This window comes from Priestia megaterium (genome assembly GCF_041941685.1).
Lineage (GTDB): Bacteria > Bacillota > Bacilli > Bacillales > Bacillaceae_H > Priestia > Priestia megaterium_C.
Genome location: NZ_CP130958.1, coordinates 2795415 through 2820675 on the forward strand (window position 1 = coordinate 2795415; position 25261 = coordinate 2820675).

General features: G+C 39.1%; 18 protein-coding genes, 3 pseudogenes and 1 other annotated feature. Of the genes and pseudogenes, 6 read left to right on the plus strand and 15 right to left on the minus strand.

Annotation, left to right across the window (positions count from 1 at the left end):
- Nucleotides 1-93: 93 nt before the first annotated feature.
- A protein-coding gene (locus Q5794_RS14480) for an IS3 family transposase (protein ID WP_328261356.1) occupies nt 94-1250 on the plus strand; the annotation gives its coding sequence in 2 pieces (ribosomal slippage) (nt 94-364 and nt 364-1250; 1158 coding nt in all).
- A 99-nt stretch (nt 1251-1349) separates the two neighbouring features.
- Here Q5794_RS14480 and Q5794_RS14485 read toward each other — a convergent pair.
- The 5 genes from Q5794_RS14485 to Q5794_RS14505 all read right to left on the minus strand — a co-directional run bounded on the left by Q5794_RS14485 (nt 1350) and on the right by Q5794_RS14505 (nt 9545).
- A complete protein-coding gene (locus Q5794_RS14485) occupies nt 1350-1622 on the minus strand; it encodes a heterocycloanthracin/sonorensin family bacteriocin (protein ID WP_374988090.1) in 273 nt (90 codons plus the stop codon).
- Between the two features lie 596 nt (nt 1623-2218).
- Nucleotides 2219-5311: an isoleucine--tRNA ligase gene (ileS, locus tag Q5794_RS14490; protein WP_374988091.1), complete on the minus strand. Its 3093-nt coding sequence runs from the start codon at nt 5309-5311 to the stop codon at nt 2219-2221.
- Between the two features lie 52 nt (nt 5312-5363).
- Nucleotides 5364-5606 (minus strand) — a binding site (T-box leader).
- An 89-nt stretch (nt 5607-5695) separates the two neighbouring features.
- A complete protein-coding gene (locus Q5794_RS14495; RefSeq protein WP_214986616.1) occupies nt 5696-6682 on the minus strand; it encodes a GIY-YIG nuclease family protein in 987 nt (328 codons plus the stop codon).
- A 102-nt stretch (nt 6683-6784) separates the two neighbouring features.
- Complete coding sequence (locus Q5794_RS14500; protein WP_214986618.1) at nt 6785-7666, minus strand: phosphorothioated DNA-binding restriction endonuclease; 882 nt, start codon at nt 7664-7666, stop codon at nt 6785-6787.
- 334 nt (nt 7667-8000) lie between these two features.
- On the minus strand, nt 8001-9545 hold the full coding sequence (locus tag Q5794_RS14505) for a calcium-binding protein (protein ID WP_374988092.1): 1545 nt from the start codon (nt 9543-9545) through the stop codon (nt 8001-8003).
- A gap of 368 nt (nt 9546-9913) precedes the next feature.
- Between Q5794_RS14505 and Q5794_RS14510 the strand changes: the two genes are divergently transcribed.
- Nucleotides 9914-10891, plus strand: coding sequence for a patatin-like phospholipase family protein (locus Q5794_RS14510; protein WP_374988093.1), 978 nt, complete (start codon nt 9914-9916; stop codon nt 10889-10891).
- A gap of 168 nt (nt 10892-11059) precedes the next feature.
- Here the strand turns inward: Q5794_RS14510 and Q5794_RS14515 are convergent, their stop codons facing one another.
- The 4 genes from Q5794_RS14515 to Q5794_RS14530 form a co-directional block, all read right to left on the minus strand.
- Entirely contained in the window at nt 11060-12772 is a 1713-nt protein-coding gene (locus tag Q5794_RS14515) for a hypothetical protein (protein ID WP_214986622.1), read from the minus strand.
- Nucleotides 12773-12851: 79 nt separating this feature from the next.
- A complete protein-coding gene (locus tag Q5794_RS14520; RefSeq protein ID WP_374988094.1) occupies nt 12852-13760 on the minus strand; it encodes a phosphotransferase in 909 nt (302 codons plus the stop codon).
- A gap of 181 nt (nt 13761-13941) precedes the next feature.
- Nucleotides 13942-14448, minus strand: a complete 507-nt coding sequence (locus Q5794_RS14525) for a hypothetical protein (protein WP_192995413.1) — start codon at nt 14446-14448, stop codon at nt 13942-13944.
- Between the two features lie 51 nt (nt 14449-14499).
- Nucleotides 14500-15429, minus strand: coding sequence for an ADP-ribosylglycohydrolase family protein (locus tag Q5794_RS14530; RefSeq protein WP_374988095.1), 930 nt, complete (start codon nt 15427-15429; stop codon nt 14500-14502).
- Nucleotides 15430-15579: 150 nt separating this feature from the next.
- Between Q5794_RS14530 and Q5794_RS14535 the strand changes: the two are divergent.
- The 3 genes and pseudogenes from Q5794_RS14535 to Q5794_RS14545 all read left to right on the plus strand — a co-directional run.
- Nucleotides 15580-15891, plus strand: a pseudogene (locus Q5794_RS14535) (DinB family protein); the annotation flags it as partial.
- Nucleotides 15892-15898: 7 nt separating this feature from the next.
- A pseudogene (locus Q5794_RS14540) lies at nt 15899-16107 on the plus strand (DUF6434 domain-containing protein); the annotation flags it as partial.
- Between the two features lie 39 nt (nt 16108-16146).
- On the plus strand, nt 16147-16347 hold the full coding sequence (locus tag Q5794_RS14545) for a hypothetical protein (protein WP_311590821.1): 201 nt from the start codon (nt 16147-16149) through the stop codon (nt 16345-16347).
- Between the two features lie 114 nt (nt 16348-16461).
- On the opposite strand, the gene Q5794_RS14550 is transcribed toward Q5794_RS14545, so the two are convergent.
- From Q5794_RS14550 to Q5794_RS14570, 5 genes and pseudogenes are all read right to left on the minus strand, one after another.
- Nucleotides 16462-17964, minus strand: a complete 1503-nt coding sequence (locus Q5794_RS14550) for a malate:quinone oxidoreductase (RefSeq protein WP_374988096.1) — start codon at nt 17962-17964, stop codon at nt 16462-16464.
- Between the two features lie 644 nt (nt 17965-18608).
- A complete protein-coding gene (locus Q5794_RS14555) occupies nt 18609-18872 on the minus strand; it encodes a hypothetical protein (protein WP_075421785.1) in 264 nt (87 codons plus the stop codon).
- Nucleotides 18862-19215, minus strand: a complete 354-nt coding sequence (locus Q5794_RS14560) for a cytosolic protein (protein ID WP_251034043.1) — start codon at nt 19213-19215, stop codon at nt 18862-18864. Before Q5794_RS14560 ends, Q5794_RS14555 begins: the two co-directional genes overlap by 11 nt.
- A 477-nt stretch (nt 19216-19692) precedes the next feature.
- Nucleotides 19693-20082: a hypothetical protein gene (locus Q5794_RS14565; RefSeq protein ID WP_214986632.1), complete on the minus strand. Its 390-nt coding sequence runs from the start codon at nt 20080-20082 to the stop codon at nt 19693-19695.
- Nucleotides 20083-20090: 8 nt separating this feature from the next.
- Nucleotides 20091-20540: pseudogene (locus tag Q5794_RS14570) on the minus strand (hypothetical protein); the annotation flags it as partial.
- Between the two features lie 480 nt (nt 20541-21020).
- Here Q5794_RS14570 and Q5794_RS14575 point away from each other — a divergent pair.
- Nucleotides 21021-23153 (plus strand): GDYXXLXY domain-containing protein, encoded by a 2133-nt coding sequence (locus tag Q5794_RS14575; protein ID WP_374988097.1) that lies wholly within the window; start codon nt 21021-21023, stop codon nt 23151-23153.
- Between the two features lie 220 nt (nt 23154-23373).
- Here Q5794_RS14575 and abc-f read toward each other — a convergent pair whose 3' ends face one another.
- Nucleotides 23374-25002 (minus strand): ribosomal protection-like ABC-F family protein, encoded by a 1629-nt coding sequence (gene abc-f, locus Q5794_RS14580; protein WP_374988098.1) that lies wholly within the window; start codon nt 25000-25002, stop codon nt 23374-23376.
- Nucleotides 25003-25261 lie beyond the last annotated feature (259 nt).

Consider the following 25261-nt stretch of genomic DNA (forward strand, 5'->3'; position numbering starts at 1 on the left):
GACTGACCCCATAGAGTGAGACAAATAAAAAAAACACCTTTAAGTAAAAAACGGGTATGTAGTACCTAACAATAACTTGGAGGTGTTTTTTCTATGGGAAGAAGAGTTAGCTATCCAGTAGAAGTGAAATTAAAAGCAATTGAAATGAGATTGGCAGGAGTACCAATTAAAGAAGTTATGGAAACTTTACAGATCCGCAACTATACACAGCTCAAAACATGGATGAGGTGGCATAGAAATGGAGAATCCTATCGCCTGGCACAGCCCGTTGGGCAAACATACACCCCTCGAAAAGGGGCTCATTCTCAAGATACTCCATCAAAGTTAGAAGCTGAAAATCGATATTTAAAACAACAGATTGAAGTCTTAAAAAAGTACAAAGAGTTGGAAAGGGAGTGGTACCAGAAGTTGTATTGAACTTAGTAGAAGAATTAAAAGAGAAACTGCCTATCTCTCAAATCTGTCAGTGTCTGGGTATTCCTCGATCAACTTATTATCGTTGGCAGAAAAATGAGCAAGGAGAAGAAACAAAGAGAAAGAAATGGATAGAAGGAAAAGTTGGTGAACAGTGCCGTAAACATAAATTTCGATATGGCTATCGAAAAATTACAGCGTTACTCAATCAAACCATGCATATCAACCATAAAACAGTGCAGCGTGTCATGCAGAAATACGGTTGGCAATGCCGAGTTAAAAGGAAGAAACGGAAACAAACAGGACAACCTTATCAGGTTGCAGAAAACGTGTTAAACCGTAATTTCCGAGCAGAGCGCCCTCTTCAAAAGCTGGTTACCGATATTACCTACTTGCCTTTTGGACCTAAACAGTTGTACCTTTCAAGTATTCAAGATTTATTTAATGGCGAAATCATTGCGTATTCAGTGAGTGATTGTCAAAACGTAGAGTTTGTTTTAGATACATTAAGTCAACTCCCTTCTTTACCTCAGGGATGTACGTTGCATAGCGACCAAGGTTCGGTTTACACATCATATGCGTATCAACGAAAAGTCAAAGAAAGAGGCATCATCATGAGTATGTCCCGCAAAGGGACACCTGCAGATAATGCCTCCATTGAATCGTTTCATTCCAGCCTAAAGTCTGAAACGTTTTACCTCGACGAGTTAACATGTACTACGACTGCCATCGTAGAACAAACTGTCGAAAGCTACATTACTTATTATAACCATATCCGTATTCAAACGAAACTAAACAACCAGTCACCGGTACAATACCGACAACTGGCTGTTTAAAAGGTGTTTTGATCCCTGTCTCGAAATCAGGGGTCAGTCCCCTTATGCAGGGGCTTTTCTCCATAGATAACGATGTTTTTTATTTGAAAACTAGAATTATCAGCCGCCACAACGACCTCCTCCACAACGACCGCCACAACGGCCGCCGCAATTGCCACCACAACGAAAACAGTTGGAGCAACGAAAACAATTAAAGCAATTAAAGCAATTAAAGCAATTAAAGCAGGTAAAACAGCTAAAACAACTAAAACATCGAAAAAAAATCCCAAGTTGTCGATCTTGATCCATATTGTTTGGATCCCAAGGAATGGCTTGATTCGCTTGGAAATCACCAACATCCAACATTTGAAGTTCATTTTGGAAATTATTCATTTTTCATACCTCCGTATTTAGATTAACAAGGTGTGCTAACACCCTAAAAGAGAAGCAGAATGAAAACAACTGTATAACAAAAAGCTCAAACAATACTTCGAATACTCCCCTCCACAAAGTATGAACTCTGCTTGGGTGTTGTTACTGATTCAAATACCTATTTTGATTCATTTTTAAAATTAATACCTGAACTCGATGCATGAAAAGAAGTATAGTTCATTGGACGAGCGAAACGATTTAATGCTGCTCTTTCCAAAATGACCGTAATCCCAGCTTTACTATTTCTACAGGTACTAATCCACGCTTCTATCTTTTTCTACTGACATTATATCGCAGACAGAATGGGCCAACACAAGGGTTAAACCCTCCTGCATTAACAATGGGTTTATTTGTTGAGATGTAATTAAATGATTTTTAGCCTAGAGAGCTTTAAAGGAAGAGAACTATTTTTCAGAAGGCTTTTAAAATAACAAAAACTGATAAAGCAATAGCTAAAAGGTTGCATAATAATTATGTTTCTATTTATCATATGCACAAATAAATGAATAAGGAAAAAGCACTTACCCTTTAGAGAATAAGCGCTTTTTCACTATTTATTAATTTAATATCCTTAGCGTTACATGTTTCGTTCCTACTTTCAGTTTTTCGCCGTCTTCTGTATCTTCAGTGAAACAAAGACTGTTTAGCAGTAAGTTCTCTTGCAACAAGCCTTCAAAGCTAGTGACAGCTTCCTTCACTTCCGCATCGCCGCTAAGTTCCAAATCAATGCGTAAATTCACGGGTAAATCTAGCTTTTTGCGATAGTCTTGAACCGCTCGAATTACTTCACGAGCGACTCCTTCCTGCGCAAGTTCTTCGGTTAACGCAGTATCCAACACGGCGGTATACGTGCCGTTCGATGCAACCGCAAAACCTTCTTTTGGCACTTTTTCAACGAGCACGTCAGTCGTTTCAAGTGTTAGATTTTCTCCTGAAGCAAGTGTAACATTCAGCTTGCCTTGCTGTACAAACTCTTTTCCTTTCTCTTCTGAAAGGTTTTTCAGCGCTTTATTCACTTCATTCACTTGTTTTCCAAACTTCGGTCCAGCTTGTTTAAAATCAAGTTTTAATACATATGAAACAAGTTTGTCGTCTTCTTGCTCCACGTTAAAGTTCTTTACATTAAGCTCATCTTTAATTACATCACGGTATGCTTCCCACTCCACATCCTTTTCCGTTACTACAAGTGAAAGACTTTGCAGAGGCTGCTTTACTTTTAACGAATGCGTATTGCGTATGCTTCGGCCTAGTTCCACTACTTGAAGCACCGCTGCCATTTCTTTTTCCAGCTTTTCGTTCACTTTGGTTTGATCATACACAGGATAGTCTGCCAAATGAACGCTTTTCCCTGTCAGATTTTCATGAACATCCTCTGCAACAAACGGCGTAAACGGTGCTAACAGCCCACTGAGCGTGACTAACACTTCATGAAGCGTATCGTAAGCCGCTGCTTTTTCTCCGTCCATTCCCTCTGACCAAAAACGGTCGCGGGAACGTCGTACATACCAGTTGCTTAGCTCTTCAATGAATACTGCGATTTCACGAGCCGCGCTTGTAAAGCCGTAATCTTCAAGATGTACCGTTACTCGCTTGACCGTGCTGTGCAAACGTGAAAGAATCCATTCATCCAATTTTGTTTTTTTCAATTCATACGTTTGCTCCGGGTCATAGCCGTCAAGCTTGGCGTATAACACGTAAAAGCCGTACACGTTCACGAGTGTATCAATAACCTTCGACTTCGCTTCTTGCACGACACGCTCTGAAAATTTCTTAGGATTCCAAGGCGCACTGTCTGCTAAAAGCGCCCATCTAAGCGCATCGGCACCAAATGTATGAATAAGATCCACAGGGTCCAGCGCATTTCCTTTACTTTTAGACATCTTTTGACCGTTTTCATCTAAAACGTGACCAAGAGACAAAACGCGCTTATAAGGTGCTTTTCCTGTAAATAGCGTTGAAACCGCCATCAAGCTGTAAAACCAGCCCCGCGTTTGGTCAATTCCTTCTGCTATTACGTCTGCTGGAAACTGTTTTTGAAACAGTTCGTTATTTTCAAACGGATAGTGATACTGCGCAAACGGCATCGAACCGCTGTCAAACCAAACGTCAATTACTTCCGGCGTTCGTTTCATCTCTCCGCTGCAGACCGGACACGTCAGCTGCACGTCATCTACATACGGCTTATGCAGTTCAATGCTGTCATCAACGGAATGAGACGCATGTTTTTGCAGCTCTTTGATGCTTTTTGGTGCTACTTGATGCTGACATTCCCCGCATTCCCATACGTTCAGCGGCGTTCCCCAGTAGCGCTTTCTGCTGATGTTCCAGTCGACCATATTTTCTAAAAAGTTGCCAAAGCGGCCGTGCTTGATGTGATCCGGATACCACGTCACGCTTTCATTGTTTTTCATAAACTGTTCCTTTAACGCCGTCGTTTGGATAAACCAGCTTTCATTTGCGTAATAAAGAAGCGGCGAGTCGCACCTCCAGCAAAACGGATAGCTGTGCTCATGCTTTTCTTTATGATACAGCACGTCTTGATTTGCTAAGTAGCGCACGATATCAACATCGCAGTCTTTTACAAAACGTCCTTGAAACGGCGGCACTTCAGCCGTGTACTGTCCTTTTTCATCCACCACGTTCACAAATGAAAAGCCGTTTTCTTTTACTACTCTGTAATCATCTTCTCCGTAAGCAGGTGCTAAATGAACAACACCCGTTCCGTTTTGATCCGTTACATAATCAGCCGTTACCACTTCATGCCCTTTTTCCACTTTCACAAAATCAAACGGCGGCTCATACGATATCCCTTTTAACTCACTTCCTTTATGATGAGATAAAACGGTATACTCTCCTTTTAACACGTTGTCTGCGAGCGCTTCTGCGACAATATACACGCTGTCGCCTTGCTCAGCGCGAACATAGTCCATCTCTTCATGCACCGCAAGCGCCACGTTTGACGGAAGCGTCCAAGGCGTTGTCGTCCAGCCTAAAAAGTACTCATTATCGCGGTTTTTTACTTTAAATTTCACCGTTACCGTTAAATCTTTTACATCTTTATACCCTTGCGCCACTTCATGGGAGCTCAATGACGTTTGACAGCTCGGGCAGTAAGGTGATACGCGGTGGCCTTTATAAAGAAGGCCTTTATCATGAATTGTGCCAAGCACGTTCCATACACTTTCAATGTACGAATTCTCCAAGGTGATGTAAGGGTCTTCCATATCCACCCAATAGCCAAGCTGCTCTGTGAACACGCGCCACTGCTTTTCATACACAAATACACTTTCCTTACACTTGTTGATAAAAGCTTCCACGCCGTATTTTTCAATATCATGCTTACCTGAAATTCCAAGCTGCTTTTCTACACCAAGCTCAACCGGCAGTCCGTGCGTATCCCAGCCTGCTTTTCGGATCACTTGATGCCCCGTCATCGTCTTATAACGAGCGACAACGTCTTTAATGGTCCGGCCCAACGCGTGCCCGACGTGAGGAAGACCGTTTGCTGTCGGAGGCCCTTCATAAAATACAAATGAAGGATGCCCTTCTCGGTTTTGAACCGACTGCTGAAACACATTTCCCTTTTGCCACTGCTGTTGGATACGCTGTTCGCGCTCTTGCGAAGACTCCCTTACATTCACTTCTTTCATGTGATACCACTCCTTTTAAAGTTAAAAGCACACAAAGAAACCCGTCCCTATGACTAGGGACGGGTTTTAACCGCGGTACCACCCTGGCTTCTATTGATCCGTTCATCAATAGCACTCAGCAACGTACAATCATACGCGTTCTTTTTAACGGTAGACTACCGTTCAAACTTACTCATAAGTTCAGTTTGACTTCTCAGAGAGGATATTCCCCTGCAGCTTGAACACCGGCTTTCAGCTATCACCGGCTCTCTGTGGAACAAACTTGCAGCGTACTGATTCTCTTCAACGAATTTGTGTGCCTTTATTAGTAGCTATTGTATGCGTTTTGGAAGGGAATGTCAATGTTTTGAAATACTTATTGAGATCAAAAGGTTTAGATCTAGGTTATTTTGTTTCTGCACTTAACATTTGGTCGATTTTATTACGCGCTGTTATCCCGTTCTTATCTTTCCATTCAGAAGTTCCACTGCTTCTTCGCTGTGTCACAAACACTGCCGCAGCTGAGATAGAAGAAAAAATTTGATCTTGTACCAGCACGTATCTACCATCTTTTATTTCTAGTACATCGTTTTCTAGAAAAGTATTAATATGGTCTTGCTGCCTTTTAAGTTTAACTCCTTCTAGCTGCTGTTCGCTTGCAAGCAAAGCTCCTTTATAGACAAGAAATCCATCGCTAACATATTTCCCGGTCGCATACGCATCTCGGCGTTTACAATATAGAACATCCTCTACTATTACTGATTTTATATCTTTTGACAAGTGTGTCTCAACTTGAACAACCTTTTCTATCGGTTGCTCTGCTTCAATCTTTGGTATATAACCAGACTGTACAACTTCACTTTCATATTCTCCTCCACTTGAAGCCTCACCAAAAATTGAAAATCCTAATCCACCAAGTAAAACTTTAATAACATTAAAGATATCTATAAGGTCGTCTCGTCTAAATTCACGCACAAACGGTTTTGTCGGAACGGTTTGATTAATATCATATGTACCAGAGCTCATGGCTGCTAGATAAGAAATGTGTTCTAAGTATTTTACATCAACTTTATCTAATTGATCTTGAGAAGCATTAGAGACAATTAACACGGCCACATCCCAAAAGCTTTTGCCTGTTGATGGACTAGCATGCTGTCTTAAACGTTCATATCCCACTTCTGCCTCTCCAATATATGCCTTTTTATCTTCTCCAAATAAAAAATAAATGCCGGGCTTTTCTACTTCGCTTTCACCCTTTAAATCTTTCAAACTATTTCTAGGAATGAATACAGCCTGTATCGTTGTATTCGGCACCTCAGATACTTTAATCCCATTTGGATCTTTATCGTAAAACCAAGTCTGTATTCGTTTCGCACCGCTTTTTCGTAGCATCTTTCTTCCTCCGTTTATATCTTCTTTAGCGTATTTTAACTGACATCACGATATGTGAATCAATTCCTAATTATAGACACAGCAATCTATCATTCACAAAAATTAATTTATATCACCTGCTTGATATCTAGCAGGTCCCCTGAACACTTCTCTAACATGCCACCCAAGAAAATCTTCACTCGGCTGATACGCCGGATGAATAGGCTCTCTAAGCTTTTGTCCGTGAAACTTCATAAGCCATTCTTCAAATCCATTTGTTCCATGTGCTTGGGTTGCCACTAACAGCTCATTATGATCTGAAAAAGTAAAAACTCCTCTATCAAACAATTTATGATGCATTGAACATAACGCGATTCCGTTACTTTCAATATCTGGCCCTCCCGCTTGATGCCACTTAATATGAGCAGCCTCCACGCCAACTAAATTATGTCCAAGACGAACGTTAAACCCACAAACAGCGCAGCTATATCCGTAAGCTTGAAGAATTTTCTCTCGAAACTTTGGATCTCTTTTTCTCTTTAACTGTGTTTCAAAATCCAACCCTACGGCTCTTAATATATCTTCATGAATCGTATCCGGAAAATGTTCATTTAATAAAAATTGCGCTGCGTCTTGAAGCAGCGCAGGATCATTTGCAAAAAGATTATAAACATCCGATTTAAAACCGCCTACTATATTCGTATTCAGCAAATATTTATCTGTAAAACTACGCTTATCAACATCTTCACTTAGCTCCCATATTCCATCTCCTGTCAAACGAACAAAAGGATGCTCTGGATGATAGGAACTCCGAGAAGGTCCAAACTCCATAAGCAGCTCTTTTAAAGGGATTTTCACCTCACTATACGGCAGGTGCATTCGCTGCTTGGCCTGTAGCTGACCTAGGGCATACAGTATTAACAATGGTTTGTGCGGAGCTCTTTGATCTCTTTTTTTCCAGATGTTTAAGTTCTTTATTTTTTGAAGTAACTCTTCTCTGTTCATAAGCTTACTTTAACTCCCATCTATAAAACTATTAAAAACCTTAGAGCTAAGTCCGTCTTTGAAAAAGTATTAATAAATGTAAGTATAATAGTTAATTCTATTATATGACAGCATCAGATGAGCAAGGGAACTTTATTTACAGACGCGTTTACAAAACTCTCCTTTAAGCTTTCTTATCCAAATTGTTTTGTTCAAAGTATTCTTTTTTCATATCTTTTCTGCTTTTAAAACTTACTCGTTCTGTATCTTTAATACATACATTAAATAATCTCTCGCAAAGAAAAAAGCTCTCCAAGAAACATATAGGAGAGCTTTTAAAGGTTGCATACATTTTTTATCGTTGAGATTTTCTATACCCAGCTGCCTGTGCATCCGCTTCTGAACAGAACCAAACAATGTTATCTTGAGTTCTATCATAATAAGCTCCGCCAGGTACGTGGTAAATTTTCGAGTTTTTGTTACCTTTGATTTGACCCGAACAAGACATATTAGACTGTCGATCATCACTCGGATCATTTTCAAATGGCTTATAATTTCCACTGCTGCTAGTAGAACTGCTAGTTGTAGCCTGTTGACTAGCTGCTTGTTGTTGGGCTTTACGCTCTGCTTCTTGTTTTGCCGCCGCTTGCTCCTGAGCTTTTCGTTCTGCCTCTTCTTTTGCCGCTTGCTCCTGAGCTTTTCGTTCTGCCTCTTCTTTTGCCGCTTGCTCCTGAGCTTTTCGTTCTGCCTCTTCTTTTGCCGCTTGCTCCTGAGCTTTTCGTTCTGCTTCTTCTTTTGCTGCTTGCTCTTCAGCTTTTTGTTTTGCTTCTTCTTTTGCTGCTTGCTCCTCGGCTTTTTGTTTTGCTTCTTCTTTTGCTGCTTGCTCCTCAGCTTTTTGTTTCGCTTCTTCTTTCGCCGCTTGCTCCTCAGCTTTTTGTTTTGCTTCTTCTTTTGCTGCTTGCTCCTCAGCTTTTTGTTTCGCTTCTTCTTTCGCCGCTTGCTCCTCAGCTTTTTGTTTTGCTTCTTCTTTTGCTGCTTGTTCCTCAGTTTTTTGTTTTTTCTCTTCTTTTACTGCTTTATCACTATCATTCTTTTCAACTTTTTGCTTGCTGCTATCAGCACCATCTTTTTTAGATGCAACAGTGACGCTGTTTTGCGAAGAACTTACTTGAGTTGAAGCAGGAGTAGAAGTTGATTCTCCATCTGTAAAAGCTACAGCAATAAAAAAACAACTAAGAATTAAATATAGATAAGAAAATAATACACGTTTTCTTGTTTTAACTTTAAATTTAGGCAATACCCACTTTGGCTCTATTAATCCAATAAATAAGCCTATTATGCTTAGAAACAGAATCAGTAAAGCTAACCCCATAATAAAATTATGAGTAGCTGCTGGTAATAAGGCATGTAATATGAATAAAAGAATTAAGGTGTAAACAGTAGAAGCCATAAACATTTTCCAACTTGTCTGTGAACGATATCCTAATACCTTAGTCCAGACAGGTTTTTTTACTACACTAACTTCCATAGAAGAATGGTTACGAATAACTTGCTCTACTTCCTTTCCTTTTACTTCTATTGTAATATCCCTATTTTTATCATGACCTACAAATGTAAATACTGATTTTGTAATGCTATGGTCAATTGTAACGCCAGAGAAATCAGACCATTCATACCGCTCAATTAACGTCAAATTTCGTTCAGCATTTTTTTTAAATTCATAAAGATTCATACCTTTATCGTCTATTGACAAGTAGTATACCTTTGAATTTATTTTCCCGTAATTAACTTTTGATACTAGCAACAGCTTATTCTGACTATTTGTATAATCGTTCTCTATATAAGCTTTCGCAATTGCTTCATTTGATTCTTTTTGGTTCTTATACCTTGTCTTAGACATTTTAACCTTTCCCTCACTCTTTCTTGATTCCTTACACTAATTAATAGGTAAGTTAGTATGAACTTTAATATCTGATTCATATGCAACTAATCTATCTTACAATAAAATGTTGTAGAAACGGGTACTATATTTCCTTTAATTTCTTTAAAAGGGCTATTTTAGATTTGACCTGCGCTTATAAAGGGAATGAAAAGATTAAAAGAAGGAATGAAATGTTATGAGTATAATATTTTCACCGCCATTTTCATACTCTTTCTTGTTCTTATTTTTGTAATTAAGCAAGGAAATGTTCCTTATTAACAACATCTACACAAATAAAATAAATATATACAGAATACTCTCATGGGATTCGAAAGGAGAAATCACCTTTGACAAAATATCGAATTATGACCTTTGATGGAGGCGGTACTTTAGGTGCTTTAAGTTTACAGCTTTTGAATAGATTAGCTTATCAAAATCCCAAGTTAATTAGTGAAACCGATGTTTTTTCAGGAAACTCCATTGGTTCATTTACTGCTCTTGCATTAGCAAGCGGAAGATCACCAGAAGAGACGTTTCAGTTTTTCAAAGATCACATCTTACCAACGTTCAGCGTTTCTCGACCGGGTGGACCTGTTTTTAACCAACAATTACCTTATTCTGGTTTTATTAAAGCCATACGAACATTTTTCCCCCGAGACCTTCGCCTTAGAGACTTAAAGAAACGAATGGTTGTGCCTGCCTTTCACTTATTTTCACCGGAGCTGAACCGTTGGAATCCTGTGCTATTTCATAACTTTCCTGGTTCTCCTTATCTTAATGAAAAAGCGAGTGACGTAATACTTAGGAGCAGCGCTGCCCCCGCAACGCAAAGAGCTTATCAAAACTATGTAGATGGGTATACAGTAGCAACGAACACCAGTACAGCTAGTATCGCATTTGCAGTGGGAAAAGCAAAACGGCCGTTGGATCAAATTGCCGTATTATCCATCGGCACAGGAGAACAACCCACTCAACTAAGAAGAGATACGAAGGGATGGGGAATGGTGAGTGCCGATAACATACGCCCTGAAGACATGGAGGACCTGCCGCCAAATTGGGGAGTTCTTTTAGACCGATCGCCTAATGAACCTTTGCTGCCGTTTCTTCAGATTATCTCTGGTGGATTGAGCTACTATGAATCAATGGTTAGCTCTGAGCTTTTAGGCGATCAGTTTTTTCGGTTAAATCCGCGAATCCCTAATTTCTCTAAAACCGATCCTTCGGTTGTTCCCGCTCTTATTTCAATTGCTAATAAAACGAATTTACGGGCTGCGTTTCAATTTATAGAGAGAAACTGGAATAAATATGACCGTACTTTAGATTAATTTCTTGTTTCTATTGGCAGTATTTAATGGAAGTATTTAAATTTTATATAACAAGATATCCACGCTGGCAGCGTAGAGGTCACCCTAACCACTTTCAACGCCTCCAACAACAACAACCGCTAGCCCCCAAAAGGAACTAGCGGTTATTTATAATTTCTCAGAAACCATTCACTCTTCCACCGGCGTCTGCTCATCTGTTAATGTATCAATTTTAGTAATTTGAAGTTTGTCTTTACCAGCAGCTTTCACATGATAAATTCGTTCTTTTTTAAACTGCGTGCTCGCGTCATACGAGTCGGTGAACGTATATACTTCGTTTGTATAAATGTCATAGGTTCCATCGTCGTGTGATTCTGTTTTTGTCACAAGAAACTGATCGTTAGCAAACGATACATTTTTTCCAGCAAGTGATGTGATGTAGCTTTTCAGCTGGTTATAAACCGGCTGATTCGAGTCAATGTAGGGCGCCATCCCCCTAAAGTCTCCGCTGTTTAAGCTTGAAAAATAAGCAGCTTTATAGGAGATAAAAAAGTTTTCAAGATCCGTTTTGCTTACAGCAGCTGGTTTGACCTCTTCATTTTTTAACGGCTTCGTGTTGGTCGTGGCTTTTACGTCTGAGCTTGTTTCTAGCGTTTGATTATCACGGTTTATATATACAATCGTCAGTAATAAAACAAGCCCAATAACAGTTCCGATTAAAATAGGAAAAGTGCGTCGTGATGATTGCTGCTTTTTGAGCACGGGAAAGTCTGCGTAGACTGGCAGTTTAACAGGGTTTATATCTAGCTTTAACCGAGCTAATGGCCTTGGTATTTCCGTGCTTTTTACACTGCCAAGCGGCTGAAGTGCTAAAAATTCTTCGTAGGTAACAATAAATTCATTTACTGCTATTCCTTTATACATGCCGTAAATTCGATTCCACAGTTCTCGACACCGAGTATCCTTTATATCTTCACTCAGTTCGTTAAAAAATGGTCGTGACTCTTTAATAAAAGCTGCTAACCACGTTTGATGAACTTCAACTTCATGGACTCCATTTAGGTCGGTAAATGATTGCTTTAACTTGGCGTGTTCATTTGCATCGTTTTGGCTAATGACTTCCATACTGCGTTCCGTTTCTTTCAGCACTGTAGAAAGACTTCCGCTCATTTTTTCTTGCAGCGCATTAAACTGGCTGTGGATATCAGGCCAGTGAAGTTCGAGTAATTGTTTTTGTGCATTTGTTGCTTTTCGAATACTTTCATTTAGCTCATGCTGCTTTGTGCGAAAGGCGGTCACTTTTTGTTTGGTCACTACTTTATTTTTGCTTAATTGCTTCCACTCCTGCTTTAAGCTCTTGTCTTCTTCAAGTACTTTGGCTGTCGCTTGTTTTACATGTTCATGCTTTTTTTGAAAGTCAACGAACGCCGACAAATACGTATTCCAGCTTTCCTTGATTTCTTTTAGTGATGACGTGTTAGCGTGTTTTTCTGTTAGTTGAAAAAAGTCGTTTCTAAACGCTACCATATCCGCTTCAGAAATGAGTTCTTTTCTGAAAAGCTCTGTCACATTCCTATGTATGCTTGTTAACTGTTCAAGCTTTCTCATATTGCTTTGACGCTTTTTTATGTATTCCGGATAATCGCTTGATAGAAACGTTAACATCGTATATTCCATGTGATTTATGTTAGACTCTGTACGTTCTTTTTCCAGCTCGTCATACACTTTCTGCAGATGACGTTCTACTATGGAGAGAAATTTTTCTTTGTCCACCCCGTCTACTTCTTCTTTTAGCATGTTTAAAGAATCCATTTCTCGGATAAGAGATGTTTTTTCTTTATAGAGCTGTATCCATGCTTCTAGCAGCTGTGCTGCTGATTCATTCCAGTGGCTTGTATTCATCGTTTGCTTCACCTGTTGTTTTTATTTTTATCCTTTTTTAACTATACAGGAATTTAACAGAAATTCTATTGCAGTTTTATTACTCTTGAAAGATAAGGTTCAAGCTTTCTAGAGCCGCTTCTAACGTTTGTTTGTCTCCTTGATCGTAGCTGTGTGCTACAAGCACTACGGTTGTAAATACGGCTTTCCATTTTGCCAGCCTGTGCGTTTCTTCGTCTACTTCTCCGTATTCTTTGAAAAAACGTGCTCTTCCTTTAGGAGGTAAAAAGCCGTAGGCAATCGCTAGGTCAACTGCCGGATGGCCAATATGAACATCTCCCCAGTCAATGATGCCTGAAACAATATTATTTTGGTCAACAATCATATTTTTAATATGAAGATCTCCGTGAACTAGTACATGTTTTTCTTGATACTTAATTTCTTGTATGTTATCTACATAGCTTTCAAGAATAGCCTGTTTTGAATAGAGGTTACACTTCTTCATTTGCTTAACATACTTTTCTAACGCCGGCTTTCGCTTCATCATATCAAGCCGATTTAACTCATCAAACGGGACACCGAGCTCTTGCGCTTTTGAGTAAGGATAGTGATGTAACGTGCGAAGAAACCTTGCTAGTACAGAAGCAGATTGTATGCGCTCTTCTTCAGTTAATCTCGCAGGCGGAGTTCCTTGAACGTAGTGATAGCCCGTAAAAGGCCAAGGATAGCCTGCATTCGGCTTACCGAAAAAAAGGGGCTCTGCAATGGATAGCGGTAATTGAGAAGCAAGGCTTGGTAAAAGCTGATTTTCTGTTTTTAATAGTCCTACTGCGAGTTCTCTTCTTGGAAACCGGAACACAAAGCGGCCGTTCACTTGATAGACCGTATTGTCAAAGCCGTAGCCAAGCAGCGAAATCGCAGCGGGCGCAAGTTCTGGGAACTGCGTCTCGATTAGCGTGTTGGCAAGCGGTACGGATACGATTTGTTCTGCATCCCATGCATTTGGCATTGTACTCACCTTTCTTTAACGTGTAGTTTGTATGTTATGTAAAAGTATACTATAAATGATTTTGACCATAAAAACCCTCTGACGCAAAGCCAGAGGGTTTCAGTGAATATATAAATAAGATAGGATGCCTTAGAATGGCACACCCCACCTCTAAGTTAGTAGCCTACGGTACGTTTACTACTTAATACGTACACCAAAATACCTCATCGACTGTTTCTTCAACATGCTCCACCTTAATAAAGTTCAATAAAAGGTCAGTTCGGTCATTTCCTGTATACTCATTTTTGTCAACATTATAAAATTGAATAAGCTCGAGCTTGTACATACCATTTTTAATATCAATTCTATACTTAGAACAGTTTTCATCAGGCACTAACTGATCTTCAAACTGGGCGGCCATCGTAAGGCAGTCATAATCTACGAGATAAAGCTGATGATTGGTTACATTTATATAACCTGTTGCTTTCCTAAAGTATGTATCTACATCCGACTCTGTTCCAATCTTCACTTCTACGTTCCAAGAGTGTTCAATTCCTTCTTCTGTCATTTGACATACTAGGATATTTCTCTTTTTCATTTCACTACCGAAGTGATTCAGAAGCTGGTCTAGCTCCCAATCCTCATCGATAAATGATTGGTACTCTTTTGCGTTTGCCACTCCGATAAAATTGGTATCGCCAAAATCCATAGAAAATTTCATTTTATCTCCTCCGCTCTTTAAAGTAATTTTTATTATCCACTAACATATATCCGCAAACTTCTTACACGATTTCTCTAACTCTTCTTTTTTAGCAAGCTGACAAACCCACTCTTCAGGAATACCATCCAGTTGATAATACATTCCTGCTAGAGTACCTGTAATAAAGCCTATTGTATCTGTGTCTTCTCCAAGATTCACAGCAGTAAGTACAGCTTCTTCGTAGTCATCACTTTGCAGAAAAGACCAAAGCGATGCTTCTAGCGAGCTGACAACGTATCCGGTTGACTGGATTTCATTTCTCCCTGCGTGCGGCAAGCTTAGGTTTAACACTCGTTCGTACGAAGAAAACTCTGCTTCATACTCCGTACCTGTTAAATGCTTTTGACAGAGATTTACCGCGTTTTCATATGCTTCAAAAGGCTCGTCCCCGTCAAGAAGACGAATAAGCAGCTCTACATATATAATGCAGCCAAGCGTAGAGCGCACATGGCGGTGCGTGACGTGCGCAATTCTTTCTATTTCTTCTTTTCTTTTTGTAAAGCTCGGTTCGTCACATAGTGTAAACGCAAGCGGTGCAATACGCATAAGCGCTCCGTTTCCGTTGTCGTATTCAGCGCTTCCTCCCCACTCTTCTTTAGGAAGTCCGCTTTTATAGCGGCGAATCGCTTCGCTTGTTGCGATGCCAATATCAAACATCTCTCCGTACGGCGTCCAGTAGCCGTCCGACCAATAGTTCGCAAATTTTTGCATTAAATCATATTCATCTTGTTTGTCTATTAAATTATCAATTAAGCACATCGTCAGAGATGTATCATCTGACCACGTTCCTTTAGGCTGGTTATATGTACCGTAGCCGGTCATAGTCGTAATCCGAAATGAATTTCGCTTTTTAAACTCAACTGGAACGCCTAAAGCGTCTCCAACAGCTCCTCCTAGAATCGTAGAAAGGACTTTGTTATGTAGCGTCATGTGATCAACTCCTTTTTTCTTATTGTAATTGTTTGATTTTGGAATTTGCAAGAGACACCCTGCCTAGACGCTTTTTCTTCTTTATAAAAAGGAATTTACCAGCGTTCATCTAATTTAAATAAGAGGTAAAAAACATGTGAGGTGCGGTAGATGATTCATTTTTTTGAATATAATTGGCAAGTGAGAGATGAATGGTTTAGCTGGTGTTATAAACTTTTAAGAGAAGAACTGTTGAAGGAGCGTGTTGGAGGAGTGGGCAGCATTTTACAAACTCTTTTTCATATTATTGATGTGGAAGACAGCTGGATACGCGCCATCCAAGGTAAACAAGATAACGTGCTTTCTTTTGAAGAACACGATACGCTTGAAAAGCTTCAAGCGCTCTCTTCTGCACATAGACCTGACATTGCCGATTTTCTAAGCCATTTGAATTTTTCTAACAAAAGGTACGTAACAGTCCCTATCTAAAATGGAACTTTCAAAAAGAATTGAAGTCTCTTTAACGACCGGTGACACTCAACACTCAGGAGCACCGTCTAAAAGACGCTCGTCCTCTAAAACACAAGCGCCGCTAACATTAGATACCGTCATTGGGAAAAATCACCGCTGCAGTCAAGAAGTACGGGTTTTTTTAAAGAAGCCATTCATCCTACGTTTCATTTTTCCACGTATATTCAAAACTATTTTAAAGAAAATACAGGAAAGACCTATCGAGATGTGGTAAAAGCGTGGTATGAAGAAGAAGAACGAAAAAAGCAGCCTTCTTATCAAAAAGAAATTGCGCCTCAGTTTGAGTACAACCGTTTTATCTGCGACTTTTTTAACGATCTGACAAACAATGGAAAAGGACGCGATGATGCGATTGCAGCGTGGAAGAATTTAAAGCTTCAGCCTGGAAGCAATCAATACCGCCCTTAAATCAAACTCTACATATAAAGACCATTAAAACACCACCTCAAGAAAAGGTGGTGTTTGTGCACGCCTGTAGATTTCTTCACATACACATGTGCTGTTTGTTACGGCGTAAAATCTTTAGCTATAAACAGACTCTTTTTTAATTAAACCAAGCGTCTGTGAAGTGGACGCATGAATTTCGTTAAAGAAGTCTGGATGATCAACTAGCGACATGCCATAGGAAGGAATCATTTCTTTTATTTTTGGCTCCCACTTGTTCATGTTTTCTGGGAAGCATTTTTCCAATACTTCAAGCATAACGTGAACCGCTGTTGATGCACCAGGAGAAGCGCCAAGAAGTGCAGCAACAGAACCATCAGCGGCACTTACAACTTCTGTACCAAACTGAAGCGTTCCTTTCCCTCCAGCTTCCGTATCTTTGATTACTTGCACACGCTGGCCTGCTACAACAATATCCCAGTCTTCGCTTTTAGCGTTCGGGATAAACTCACGCAGTTCTTCTACACGTTTTTCATTTGATAACAGCACCTGCTGAATTAAATATTTTGTTAACGCCATTTCTTTGACGCCTGCTGCTAGCATGGTTAAAATATTATTCGGCTTCACAGAACTGATTAAATCCAGGTTCGAACCTGTTTTTAAGAATTTCGGTGAAAAGCCGGCAAATGGACCAAACAACAGCGTTTTTTTATTATCGATATAGCGTGTATCAAGGTGCGGAACTGACATTGGCGGAGCTCCGACTTTGGCTTTTCCATATACTTTCCCGTGATGCTGTGCAATTACTTCAGGGTTATTGCATACCATAAATAATCCGCTTACCGGGAATCCTCCAATATGCTTGGATTCAGGAATACCTGTTTTTTGAAGTAAAGGCAAGCTTCCGCCTCCACCGCCGATAAAGATGAACTTTGCCGTGTGGTACTCAACTTTGCCGCTGTCTGCATCTGCGACTTTTACTTCCCACATACCGTCACTTTTACGTTTAATATCTTTTACACTTCGTTTGTAATGAACGTGAACCCCTTTATTTTTCAGATGATCAAACAACATGCGTGTTAAAGCACCGAAGTTTACGTCTGTTCCCGAATCAATTTTAGTTGCGGCAATCGGTTCATTTGACGTGCGCCCCTTCATGATTAGCGGAATCCATTCTTTTAGTTTGTCAGGACTGTCGGAATACTCCATTCCTTGAAACAACGCATTGTTTGACAGCGCTTCAAAACGCTTTTTCAGAAACGATACATTTTTTTCCCCTTGTACCAAACTCATATGTGGAATTGGCATGATAAAATCTTGCGGATTGCGAATCAACTTGCTGCTTACCAGATAAGACCAAAACTGTCTTGACAGCTGAAACTGCTCATTAATTCGGATCGCTTTTGTTATATCTATAGATCCATCAGCTTTTTCTGATGTATAGTTTAGTTCGCACAGCGCAGAATGGCCCGTCCCTGCATTATTCCATTCGTTCGAGCTTTCTTCCCCTGCGTCTGCGAGTTTTTCAAATACTTTAATGTCCCATTCAGGTGCTAACTCTTTGAGTAATGATCCCAAAGTTGCGCTCATGACTCCGGCACCAATTAAGATAACGTCTGTTTTTTTCTGTACGTTGCTCATTATAACCTTCCTCATCCCCTATATTTGTAAAAAGATGTAGGCGCTCCTGCTTACGTAGTAAAAAAATTCAGGTGCGACCTAAGAACACACCTTTTTCTGTCTCACTTATAACTATATCACAGTATAATTGTCTGATGATTATAAACTATTCAAAAATGATAAAAAAGTGAGAAAATCGCCCACAAATTCTAAAAAACTTATTAAATTCCGTCTGCATTTTCTTTTATTAGTAAACTTTTATACCTACTTCTAAGTGTCAAAACAAGAATTAGTAAAATAACAAACTATTCCAAAAATTCAACTTAAAAACCATAATAACTTTCTTAAAAATTTCACCTACTATAACTATACTCATTCGAAAGAACAAACATCACTATAAATAGAAATGCCTGTATTGTTTTTGACTAGTTATACTTTAGATGTATTCATATATGTATAGAGCACCAGCCCATCCAGGTGCATTTTTAGAAAAATAAGTATATATTGCAACAGCTAATTTTCAGCTCATATTGCAAGTTACAATATCTATGTCATATAACATACCATGAAATAAGTGAATAAGTAAATGATTATTCAGAAATTTATGTTATAAAACCTAACATGTATGTTGACTTTTACATAGACTATAAATTAATAATTTTGGGCTATTTTTTAATGTTTAACAGGAAATCTTCAAAAATTTTCTTAACTGCCGCTCCTGATTTTGGGATGAACTCATTTATTCTCTCTATAATATATGGATTGTCTCTTATCATTCTTTTATTTTCTAAGTTTGTAAAGCTCCTTAAAGTATCAATACATATTTCAAATAGCTCTTCATCTTCAACACGGAGCAATGAAAATAGAATCTCAAGTTCATGCTTATTGCAGTAGCTATCATAATCTCTCTCCCACCTTTTATTCTTCAAGAATTTTCTTCACTACTTTTCCATTAGGCATAACCTGTATAACAATCCTTTGAACATTTTCTGGATTGAGCAACATTTCCGTCACAATTTCGTCTGCTTTTTCCTTTGACAAAGTGCTATCTAACCTTTCACTTCCAAGAATCCAATTTTCACTCATTTGCTTTCCATCGTTTGTTTTTCCCAACCTGGATGTATTATACTTAGCCTCCGCTATTACATACTTAGGTGGTGGAGATGTATTTTCATATACACCATCTATTCCTTTAACCATTTTTTGATCCAACGTTAATACACGATCATCACTAATTCTTGTATAGGTTTGACTTTCAAAGAAGTCATCCATTTTGATTTTACCGTAGTTCTCTCTATACTTTGTTGTTTTTAAGACTACTTCGCCACTTCCACTGTCTGAACTACTTTTCCAACTTAATCGGTTAAATTAACATTTTAGTCCAATATACATTTTTATTTTACAATAAAAAGCACTTGTTGCCTTTAATCGACAATCAAGTGCTTGAAGTTCATCTATTTTTAAGTAGCATAAACTTGTAAGTTTTGTAGTAACAATATGACACTTTTTATGTGTCGTGACAATCACTACCTTAAAGCTTACGGGTTTGTACGAGTTCGTTAATTTAGTATCCATTCCGTGTGTTTATATTCATCACCCAGTAAAATGTCATCTCACCTAAGCTCGTACTTCTTTTCTATTCTATCATTGCACATAATTTCTATGATGGTACAACCAGTATGAGTATTTACTTTTTTAACAGCCAATTTTATATTGCAACATCTTGATTACCTTTAATTCATTGTTAAACTATTTACTAGAAAGTGCTTTTTCTATAATCTGTTCAGCTGTTAAATCTTCATCTGAATAGTAAATGTAATCTGAGATGTCTTTATTCTTCACTGCATTTTCTACTATTAGTAAAAGATTATCAATTTCATACTCCTTCTCAGAAACATCTATTATCTTTGTAACCATATCAATCAACTCTTTTTTAGATAGGTTATCTTTTTTTCTGTTCTCGTAATCGATTATTCTATTACTAATGTATTCATAATCCCGATCAATATAGAATAAATCACCCACATCAGGAAAAGTTACAAGCGATTGAAGTTCCGTAATTAGTTTATCATCAGGCTTCAAAAGGTATCTTTGTTCCATTATTTCCTCGACTAGTTTTCTAATTCTTGTTTCTTTCATCTTAACTCTTACCTCCTATAATAATGATTTCGTAAACTTACATCTTTTCTTCCAAAATGATATGGTCTATCAAGAATTTCCTGATGCATTCTTGGAGAAACAATGATTAAATTATCAAGATTATACACCCCTCCACCTTTTTCAATTGGCTGTTTATGATGTAGAATATAAGTATTCAAGCTTTTGTAATGTCCATTTTTCGGTGCCCTTGGAGCAAACCCCTTATTCATTAGCGATTGGTTCGCCTTATTAAAGCTCTTTGCAAAACTTGAATTCCCTATCTCTTTCCATAGCTCACCTCTAAAATCATCAAAACTTCTAAATTCTCTACCTGCTAACTTATCTCTGACCTCTTGAGGTATAATACCTATATCTCCATTTTGATACATTAGTTTTTTCTGTGTACCTAGACTATTTCTAAAATTAAAGCTTTCCGTTGCAACTCCCGGCTCGTGTCTAGGATTACCCGTACCCCTAGCAACAGCCCCCTGACCATAACCCCCTTCAACATTTGCCTTACCACCAGGCTTTTCGACTTTCTCCAACGTTTTCGACTGGCCTTTTGAAACACGTCCAATCTTATACGTCGTTAACCCATGTAACACTTCACCAAAGGTCTTTCCAGGTAACGCCTCTCCTACTCCTGACAGTTGAGGTCGAGGACGTAAAGTCGGCATCTCAGCATCTAGTAAAGGTTTGATCTGCTTTTGAAACGGTTCATACACCTTTTTCGACCAATTGCTTGCTGCTTTTGGGCTGACGGCATTCCGCATGTCACTTAATGTTTTGCTTGCTTTATGGGCAGGTACACGCGGAACATTTCCACGCCACTAAAAGGCCTTTTTACACAATTTTTTCGTTAAAACGCATTCATTCTTTCTATTTCCAAATATTCAAACATGCGCTAGTATATACATAATATAAAGAGGAGGTTGAGTATGAGAGAAAAGCTCGTAAGACTCGGTTATTTACTGGGGTTGGCTCTTGTTTTGTCCGGCATTTTATATTTCTTTGCATCGAACTGGCAAGGCTTTGACCGCTACACTAAAATTGCGCTGAGCGTGGGGCTGATGCTGCTGTTTTACGGAAGTGCATTTGCGGTGCGAAAGCTGCTTCCTCAGCAGGCATTTTTAAGTCACTGGACGCTTTTGGCCGGCGCTCTTTCATTTGGATTAAGCATCGCGCTTCTTTCTCAAATTTACAACACGCACGCTGAATCATACTGGCTGTTTTTAATTTGGCTTGTGCCGGTTATTCTGTTTAGCCTTTTTACAAAGTATCAGCCGTTTTATGTGTTATCGTTTGTTTTATTTCAATTCACCATGGCTTTTTTCATTTCACCAACAGGCGCAGTTTCACAGCGAGGCGAACACGGGACGCTTTTACTTTACGCAGGAATGGCGTTTGTGAACTTGATTATTTTTTGGATTATAAAAAAGAAACACCTCTCGTCTCCTGTGGTCATGTACGCAGCGTTTGGTTTGTTTCACTACATTTTTTTAACTCTTTCCCTGCCGTATTTTACAGGGAGCTCTAGTTTACGGATTGGTCTTATTATTTTTTATTTGCTGTTTTTACTAAGCTCCTTTTTTTATTTTTCAAAAGTGGAGCCGCAAAGGTCGTTTTTAGGGATTTCCATTGTGGCATTTGCTTTATTTGTTATTGAACAGTTTTTCTCTTTTATTTTTAAACACTACGCTGAATGGTCACTGTTCTTAGCTTTAGGATTCGTGATTTTATTTATTGGTGCAAGCGTGTGGTTTGTTAAATGGCTCACTGCCAACACTTCAGCACAAAAAACTTCGCTGCGCGTGATTAAACGTATAGCGGTAATTGGGATTACGGCCATTGCATCGGTGATAGGCAGCAGCTCTTTAGGAGGACTCATCACACTTATTACAGGAACGTACCCAACAAACGGAATGCTTGTGATTGGCGTTTTGCTGATTGTGGCATGTTATTTGATTAAAGCAGATATTCCAACGGTAAAATATACGCTTTTAATGATGGGCGTATTAATCAGCGGCGGCGCTTCTTTTGTTGTGCACGACTTTTTGTTTTTTATCTACGTCATCGCACTTGTGGCGCTTTTCGTGTTCACTAAGCATACGCCCGTTCGCCTGTTGTTTTTTGTACTAGTGCAAGGGCTTCTATTAATAAAGGTTCCGGTTACTTACTATGACGCTATTAAAATAGATTATGTGCTGCCCGCTTTGTTTCTATTAAATGCCGCTGTGTACGCGATCAACGTACACCACGCGTTTAAAAAAACAGCGTTGCTTCTTGCTTTTATCTTTTTACTTTCGCTGACTGAATTAAGCGAACCGTCTTTTTTAAATATCATTTACTGCACGGTGTTTTTTGTGATTTCAACTCTCTTTTTGTTTTTGACGGTACGAAAAGAGCCGAAATATGATTTTATTGTCGGCATGATCTTCTGGTTTGTTTTTTTAGCGATGAAATATTACGACTTTGTGTGGGATTTATTTAATAAATCACTTGTGCTTGTTATTTTAGGTCTGATCTTTCTTTTCCTAAGCAGGAAATGGGACCTGTCAACGCCTGATCAGCCGCAGCCATCGTTTCTTGACCGCAGCCGAACCTCTGTGTGGGTCATCGTTCTTGTTCAGCTTATTATCCTGGGCGGCATTTTCACTAAAAACGAAGTGCTTCTTCAAAACGGAAAAGAAATTAAGCTCGCTTTACAGCCGATTGATCCGCGCTCGCTGCTGCAAGGCGATTACGTTGAGCTGAATTACGACATTGCGCACGTTACATTACCTCATGTAAAAGACGGTGAAAAAGTTAAGCTCGTTCTTCGTCCTAACAAACAAGGCGTGTATGAATACGCAAAAATCTACCAAGCGGATGATGAATGGAATAAGCCGTATACTTCTAAAAAGAAAGACGTTGTCATTACGGGGAAGTATCACGACTGGGGAATTCAGTACGGCATTGAGCATTACTTTATTCCAGAAGGAACCGGCAGCAAAGTGGAAAGCGAAGCTCGTTTTGCTACTGTACGAGTTGGAAAAAACGGAGATGCCATTGTCACCAAAGTAGGTAAATAAAAAGCAGCCGCTTCAACATTGAAGCGGCTGTTTTTTATTTTAATTGATAAATACGCCAACGATCATCATTAGAATAAGAATCACAAAGAAAATAATGATTCCGTACCCAATCCATTTTATTCTTTTGGGCGTTCCTTTTACATTCATATCCGTTAGTTTTCCTTCAATACGCTTTTGATGTTCAGTAACATCATTGTATTCATTGTTAGGCGAAGTGATATTATCCTTTCTTTCTATTTAATCGTTTTCTTTCCTCTAACAGCTCTTCATATCTTTTTTCAAGCCGCTGCTTTTCTTTTCCTTCTGGCATGATAGAAAGCTCGCTGATAACTTTTGTTAATTCTAATTGAAGCGCAAGTTTCTCGGCTTCATTTTGCTGCTGTGACACTTTTTTGCTTTTACCCGTATCTTCAATCGCCGCGAGCTCCGCTTTAGACTGTTTTAACGTCAAAACATGCGTCGCAAGCTTTTTAACAAAGTAGCGGTCGTGCGTCACAAATAAAATCGTCCCTGGATAAGCTTTTAATACTTCTTGAAGCGCTTCTTTTGTATGAAGATCAAGATAGTTGGTCGGTTCATCTAAAAGAAGAACGTTATAGTTTCCTAAAAAGACTTTTGCTAATGCCGTTTTTACTCGTTCTCCTCCGCTTAGCATCTCTACTTTTTTATACACGTCTTCACGTTTAAAAAGTAAGCGCGATAGTACCGTACGAATAAACTGCTCGGTGTACGGACTGTCTTCTTTAATGTTTTCCAAAATACTTTTAGCGGGATTTAGATTTTCAAGACGCTGATGGAAAAAACCCAGTTTTACAGGCTTCGCAACCGTGATGCCTTCTGTTTGCTGCTTAATCATATTCAGCAGCGTAGATTTACCGGCGCCGTTTTTGCCGACAATCGCTACTTTCGCACCTGGCTTTACACCGCCTTTTAGATTTTGAAACAAGATACGGTCGCCAGCTGATGCCGAGACTTTGTCAAAGCTTAGTACCTGCTTGCTGTGTACTTGGTGAAACTGCGATAGGTCAAAATGGATCTCTTCCATTTCTTTTGGCTTTTCTTTTTTCTCCAGCTTTTCAATTCTTGTTTCAATCGCTTTTGCGCTTCTGTCTAGCTTCGCTTTTTGTTTTCCAACCGCTCGTTTATGAAGTCTCGCTTCAGAGTTCCCCATGCGGCTCGGTGCTTTTTTAAGCGACTTTGATTTTTGGCTTTTTTCTTCAGAGGCCAGTTCAAGCCGCTGCTTTTCTTTTACATACTGTTCATACTCAAACTGCTGTCTTTCAACTGCATGTTTTTTTTGCGTCACATACTCTTGGTAATTGCCTTCGTAGCAGTGAATTTTGCCGTCTTCTACTTCCCAAATGGACGTACAGAGGCGGTTTAACAATTCTCGATCATGTGAAATCAGCAGCAGACTGCCTGTAAAAGCTTTCATTTCTTCTTCAAATTTCTCCACGCCTTTTACATCTAAGTGGCTCGTTGGCTCATCCGCTGCAAGCAATTCTGCGCCGGATGAAAGAGCAGCTGCAATTTTCTTTCTTGTTTCTTCTCCTCCGCTAAGAAAGTCCGCTTCAGTTGGCACGTTCCACTGGCTTTTCATCTCAGGGGACACGGCTGCCGTAGTTTGAACGTCGAGCTGCGGAATCAGGGAGGAACGGCCATATATTTGAACAATTCCTTGATCCGGACTCATCTTTTTCATTAAAATATGAAGCAAGGTCGATTTGCCTTCTCCATTTTTCCCAACAATTCCAATTCGCTCTCCGCGATGTACTTGAAGCTTTTCTGCTTGAAACAGCAGGCGGTCTCCATAGCTTTTTTCAATATTTATAGCTTCTAACAATAACATAAAAAAACCTCCCTAGGATTTCTAGAGAGGATTAGAGGTCATAATTAGGCATACGCAAATATGCACCCTTTTTATAGAGTAAAAAAAGGGAGAAATCAATTCATATAAGACATATAGAAATGGCACCTAAAAATGTACAGACTAATCCTATCTAGACAAATGTTCATTTTAAAATAAAGTTTTAAAAGAATGTCTAAAAAATAGGATTACTTATCCATTGTCTACAGTACCTTTCCTTTCTTAGTATGAAATGACTTGC

What these genes read in the sequence shown, in the direction of transcription:
- Q5794_RS14565 (WP_214986632.1), bottom strand. Translation starts at nt 20,082, where the DNA reads ATGAAAGAAACAAGAATTAGAAAACTAGTCGAGGAAATAATGGAACAA.
- Q5794_RS14515 (WP_214986622.1), bottom strand. Translation starts at nt 12,772, where the DNA reads ATGAATACAAGCCACTGGAATGAATCAGCAGCACAGCTGCTAGAAGCA.
- Q5794_RS14500 (WP_214986618.1), bottom strand. Translation starts at nt 7,666, where the DNA reads ATGAACAGAGAAGAGTTACTTCAAAAAATAAAGAACTTAAACATCTGG.
- Q5794_RS14550 (WP_374988096.1), bottom strand. Translation starts at nt 17,964, where the DNA reads ATGAGCAACGTACAGAAAAAAACAGACGTTATCTTAATTGGTGCCGGA.
- Q5794_RS14520 (WP_374988094.1), bottom strand. Translation starts at nt 13,760, where the DNA reads ATGCCAAATGCATGGGATGCAGAACAAATCGTATCCGTACCGCTTGCC.
- Q5794_RS14560 (WP_251034043.1), bottom strand. Translation starts at nt 19,215, where the DNA reads ATGGATGACTTCTTTGAAAGTCAAACCTATACAAGAATTAGTGATGAT.
- Q5794_RS14495 (WP_214986616.1), bottom strand. Translation starts at nt 6,682, where the DNA reads ATGCTACGAAAAAGCGGTGCGAAACGAATACAGACTTGGTTTTACGAT.
- ileS (WP_374988091.1), bottom strand. Translation starts at nt 5,311, where the DNA reads ATGAAAGAAGTGAATGTAAGGGAGTCTTCGCAAGAGCGCGAACAGCGT.
- Q5794_RS14530 (WP_374988095.1), bottom strand. Translation starts at nt 15,429, where the DNA reads ATGACGCTACATAACAAAGTCCTTTCTACGATTCTAGGAGGAGCTGTT.
- Q5794_RS14525 (WP_192995413.1), bottom strand. Translation starts at nt 14,448, where the DNA reads ATGGATTTTGGCGATACCAATTTTATCGGAGTGGCAAACGCAAAAGAG.
- Q5794_RS14485 (WP_374988090.1), bottom strand. Translation starts at nt 1,622, where the DNA reads ATGAATAATTTCCAAAATGAACTTCAAATGTTGGATGTTGGTGATTTC.
- Q5794_RS14575 (WP_374988097.1), top strand. Translation starts at nt 21,021, where the DNA reads ATGAGAGAAAAGCTCGTAAGACTCGGTTATTTACTGGGGTTGGCTCTT.
- Q5794_RS14505 (WP_374988092.1), bottom strand. Translation starts at nt 9,545, where the DNA reads ATGTCTAAGACAAGGTATAAGAACCAAAAAGAATCAAATGAAGCAATT.
- abc-f (WP_374988098.1), bottom strand. Translation starts at nt 25,002, where the DNA reads ATGTTATTGTTAGAAGCTATAAATATTGAAAAAAGCTATGGAGACCGC.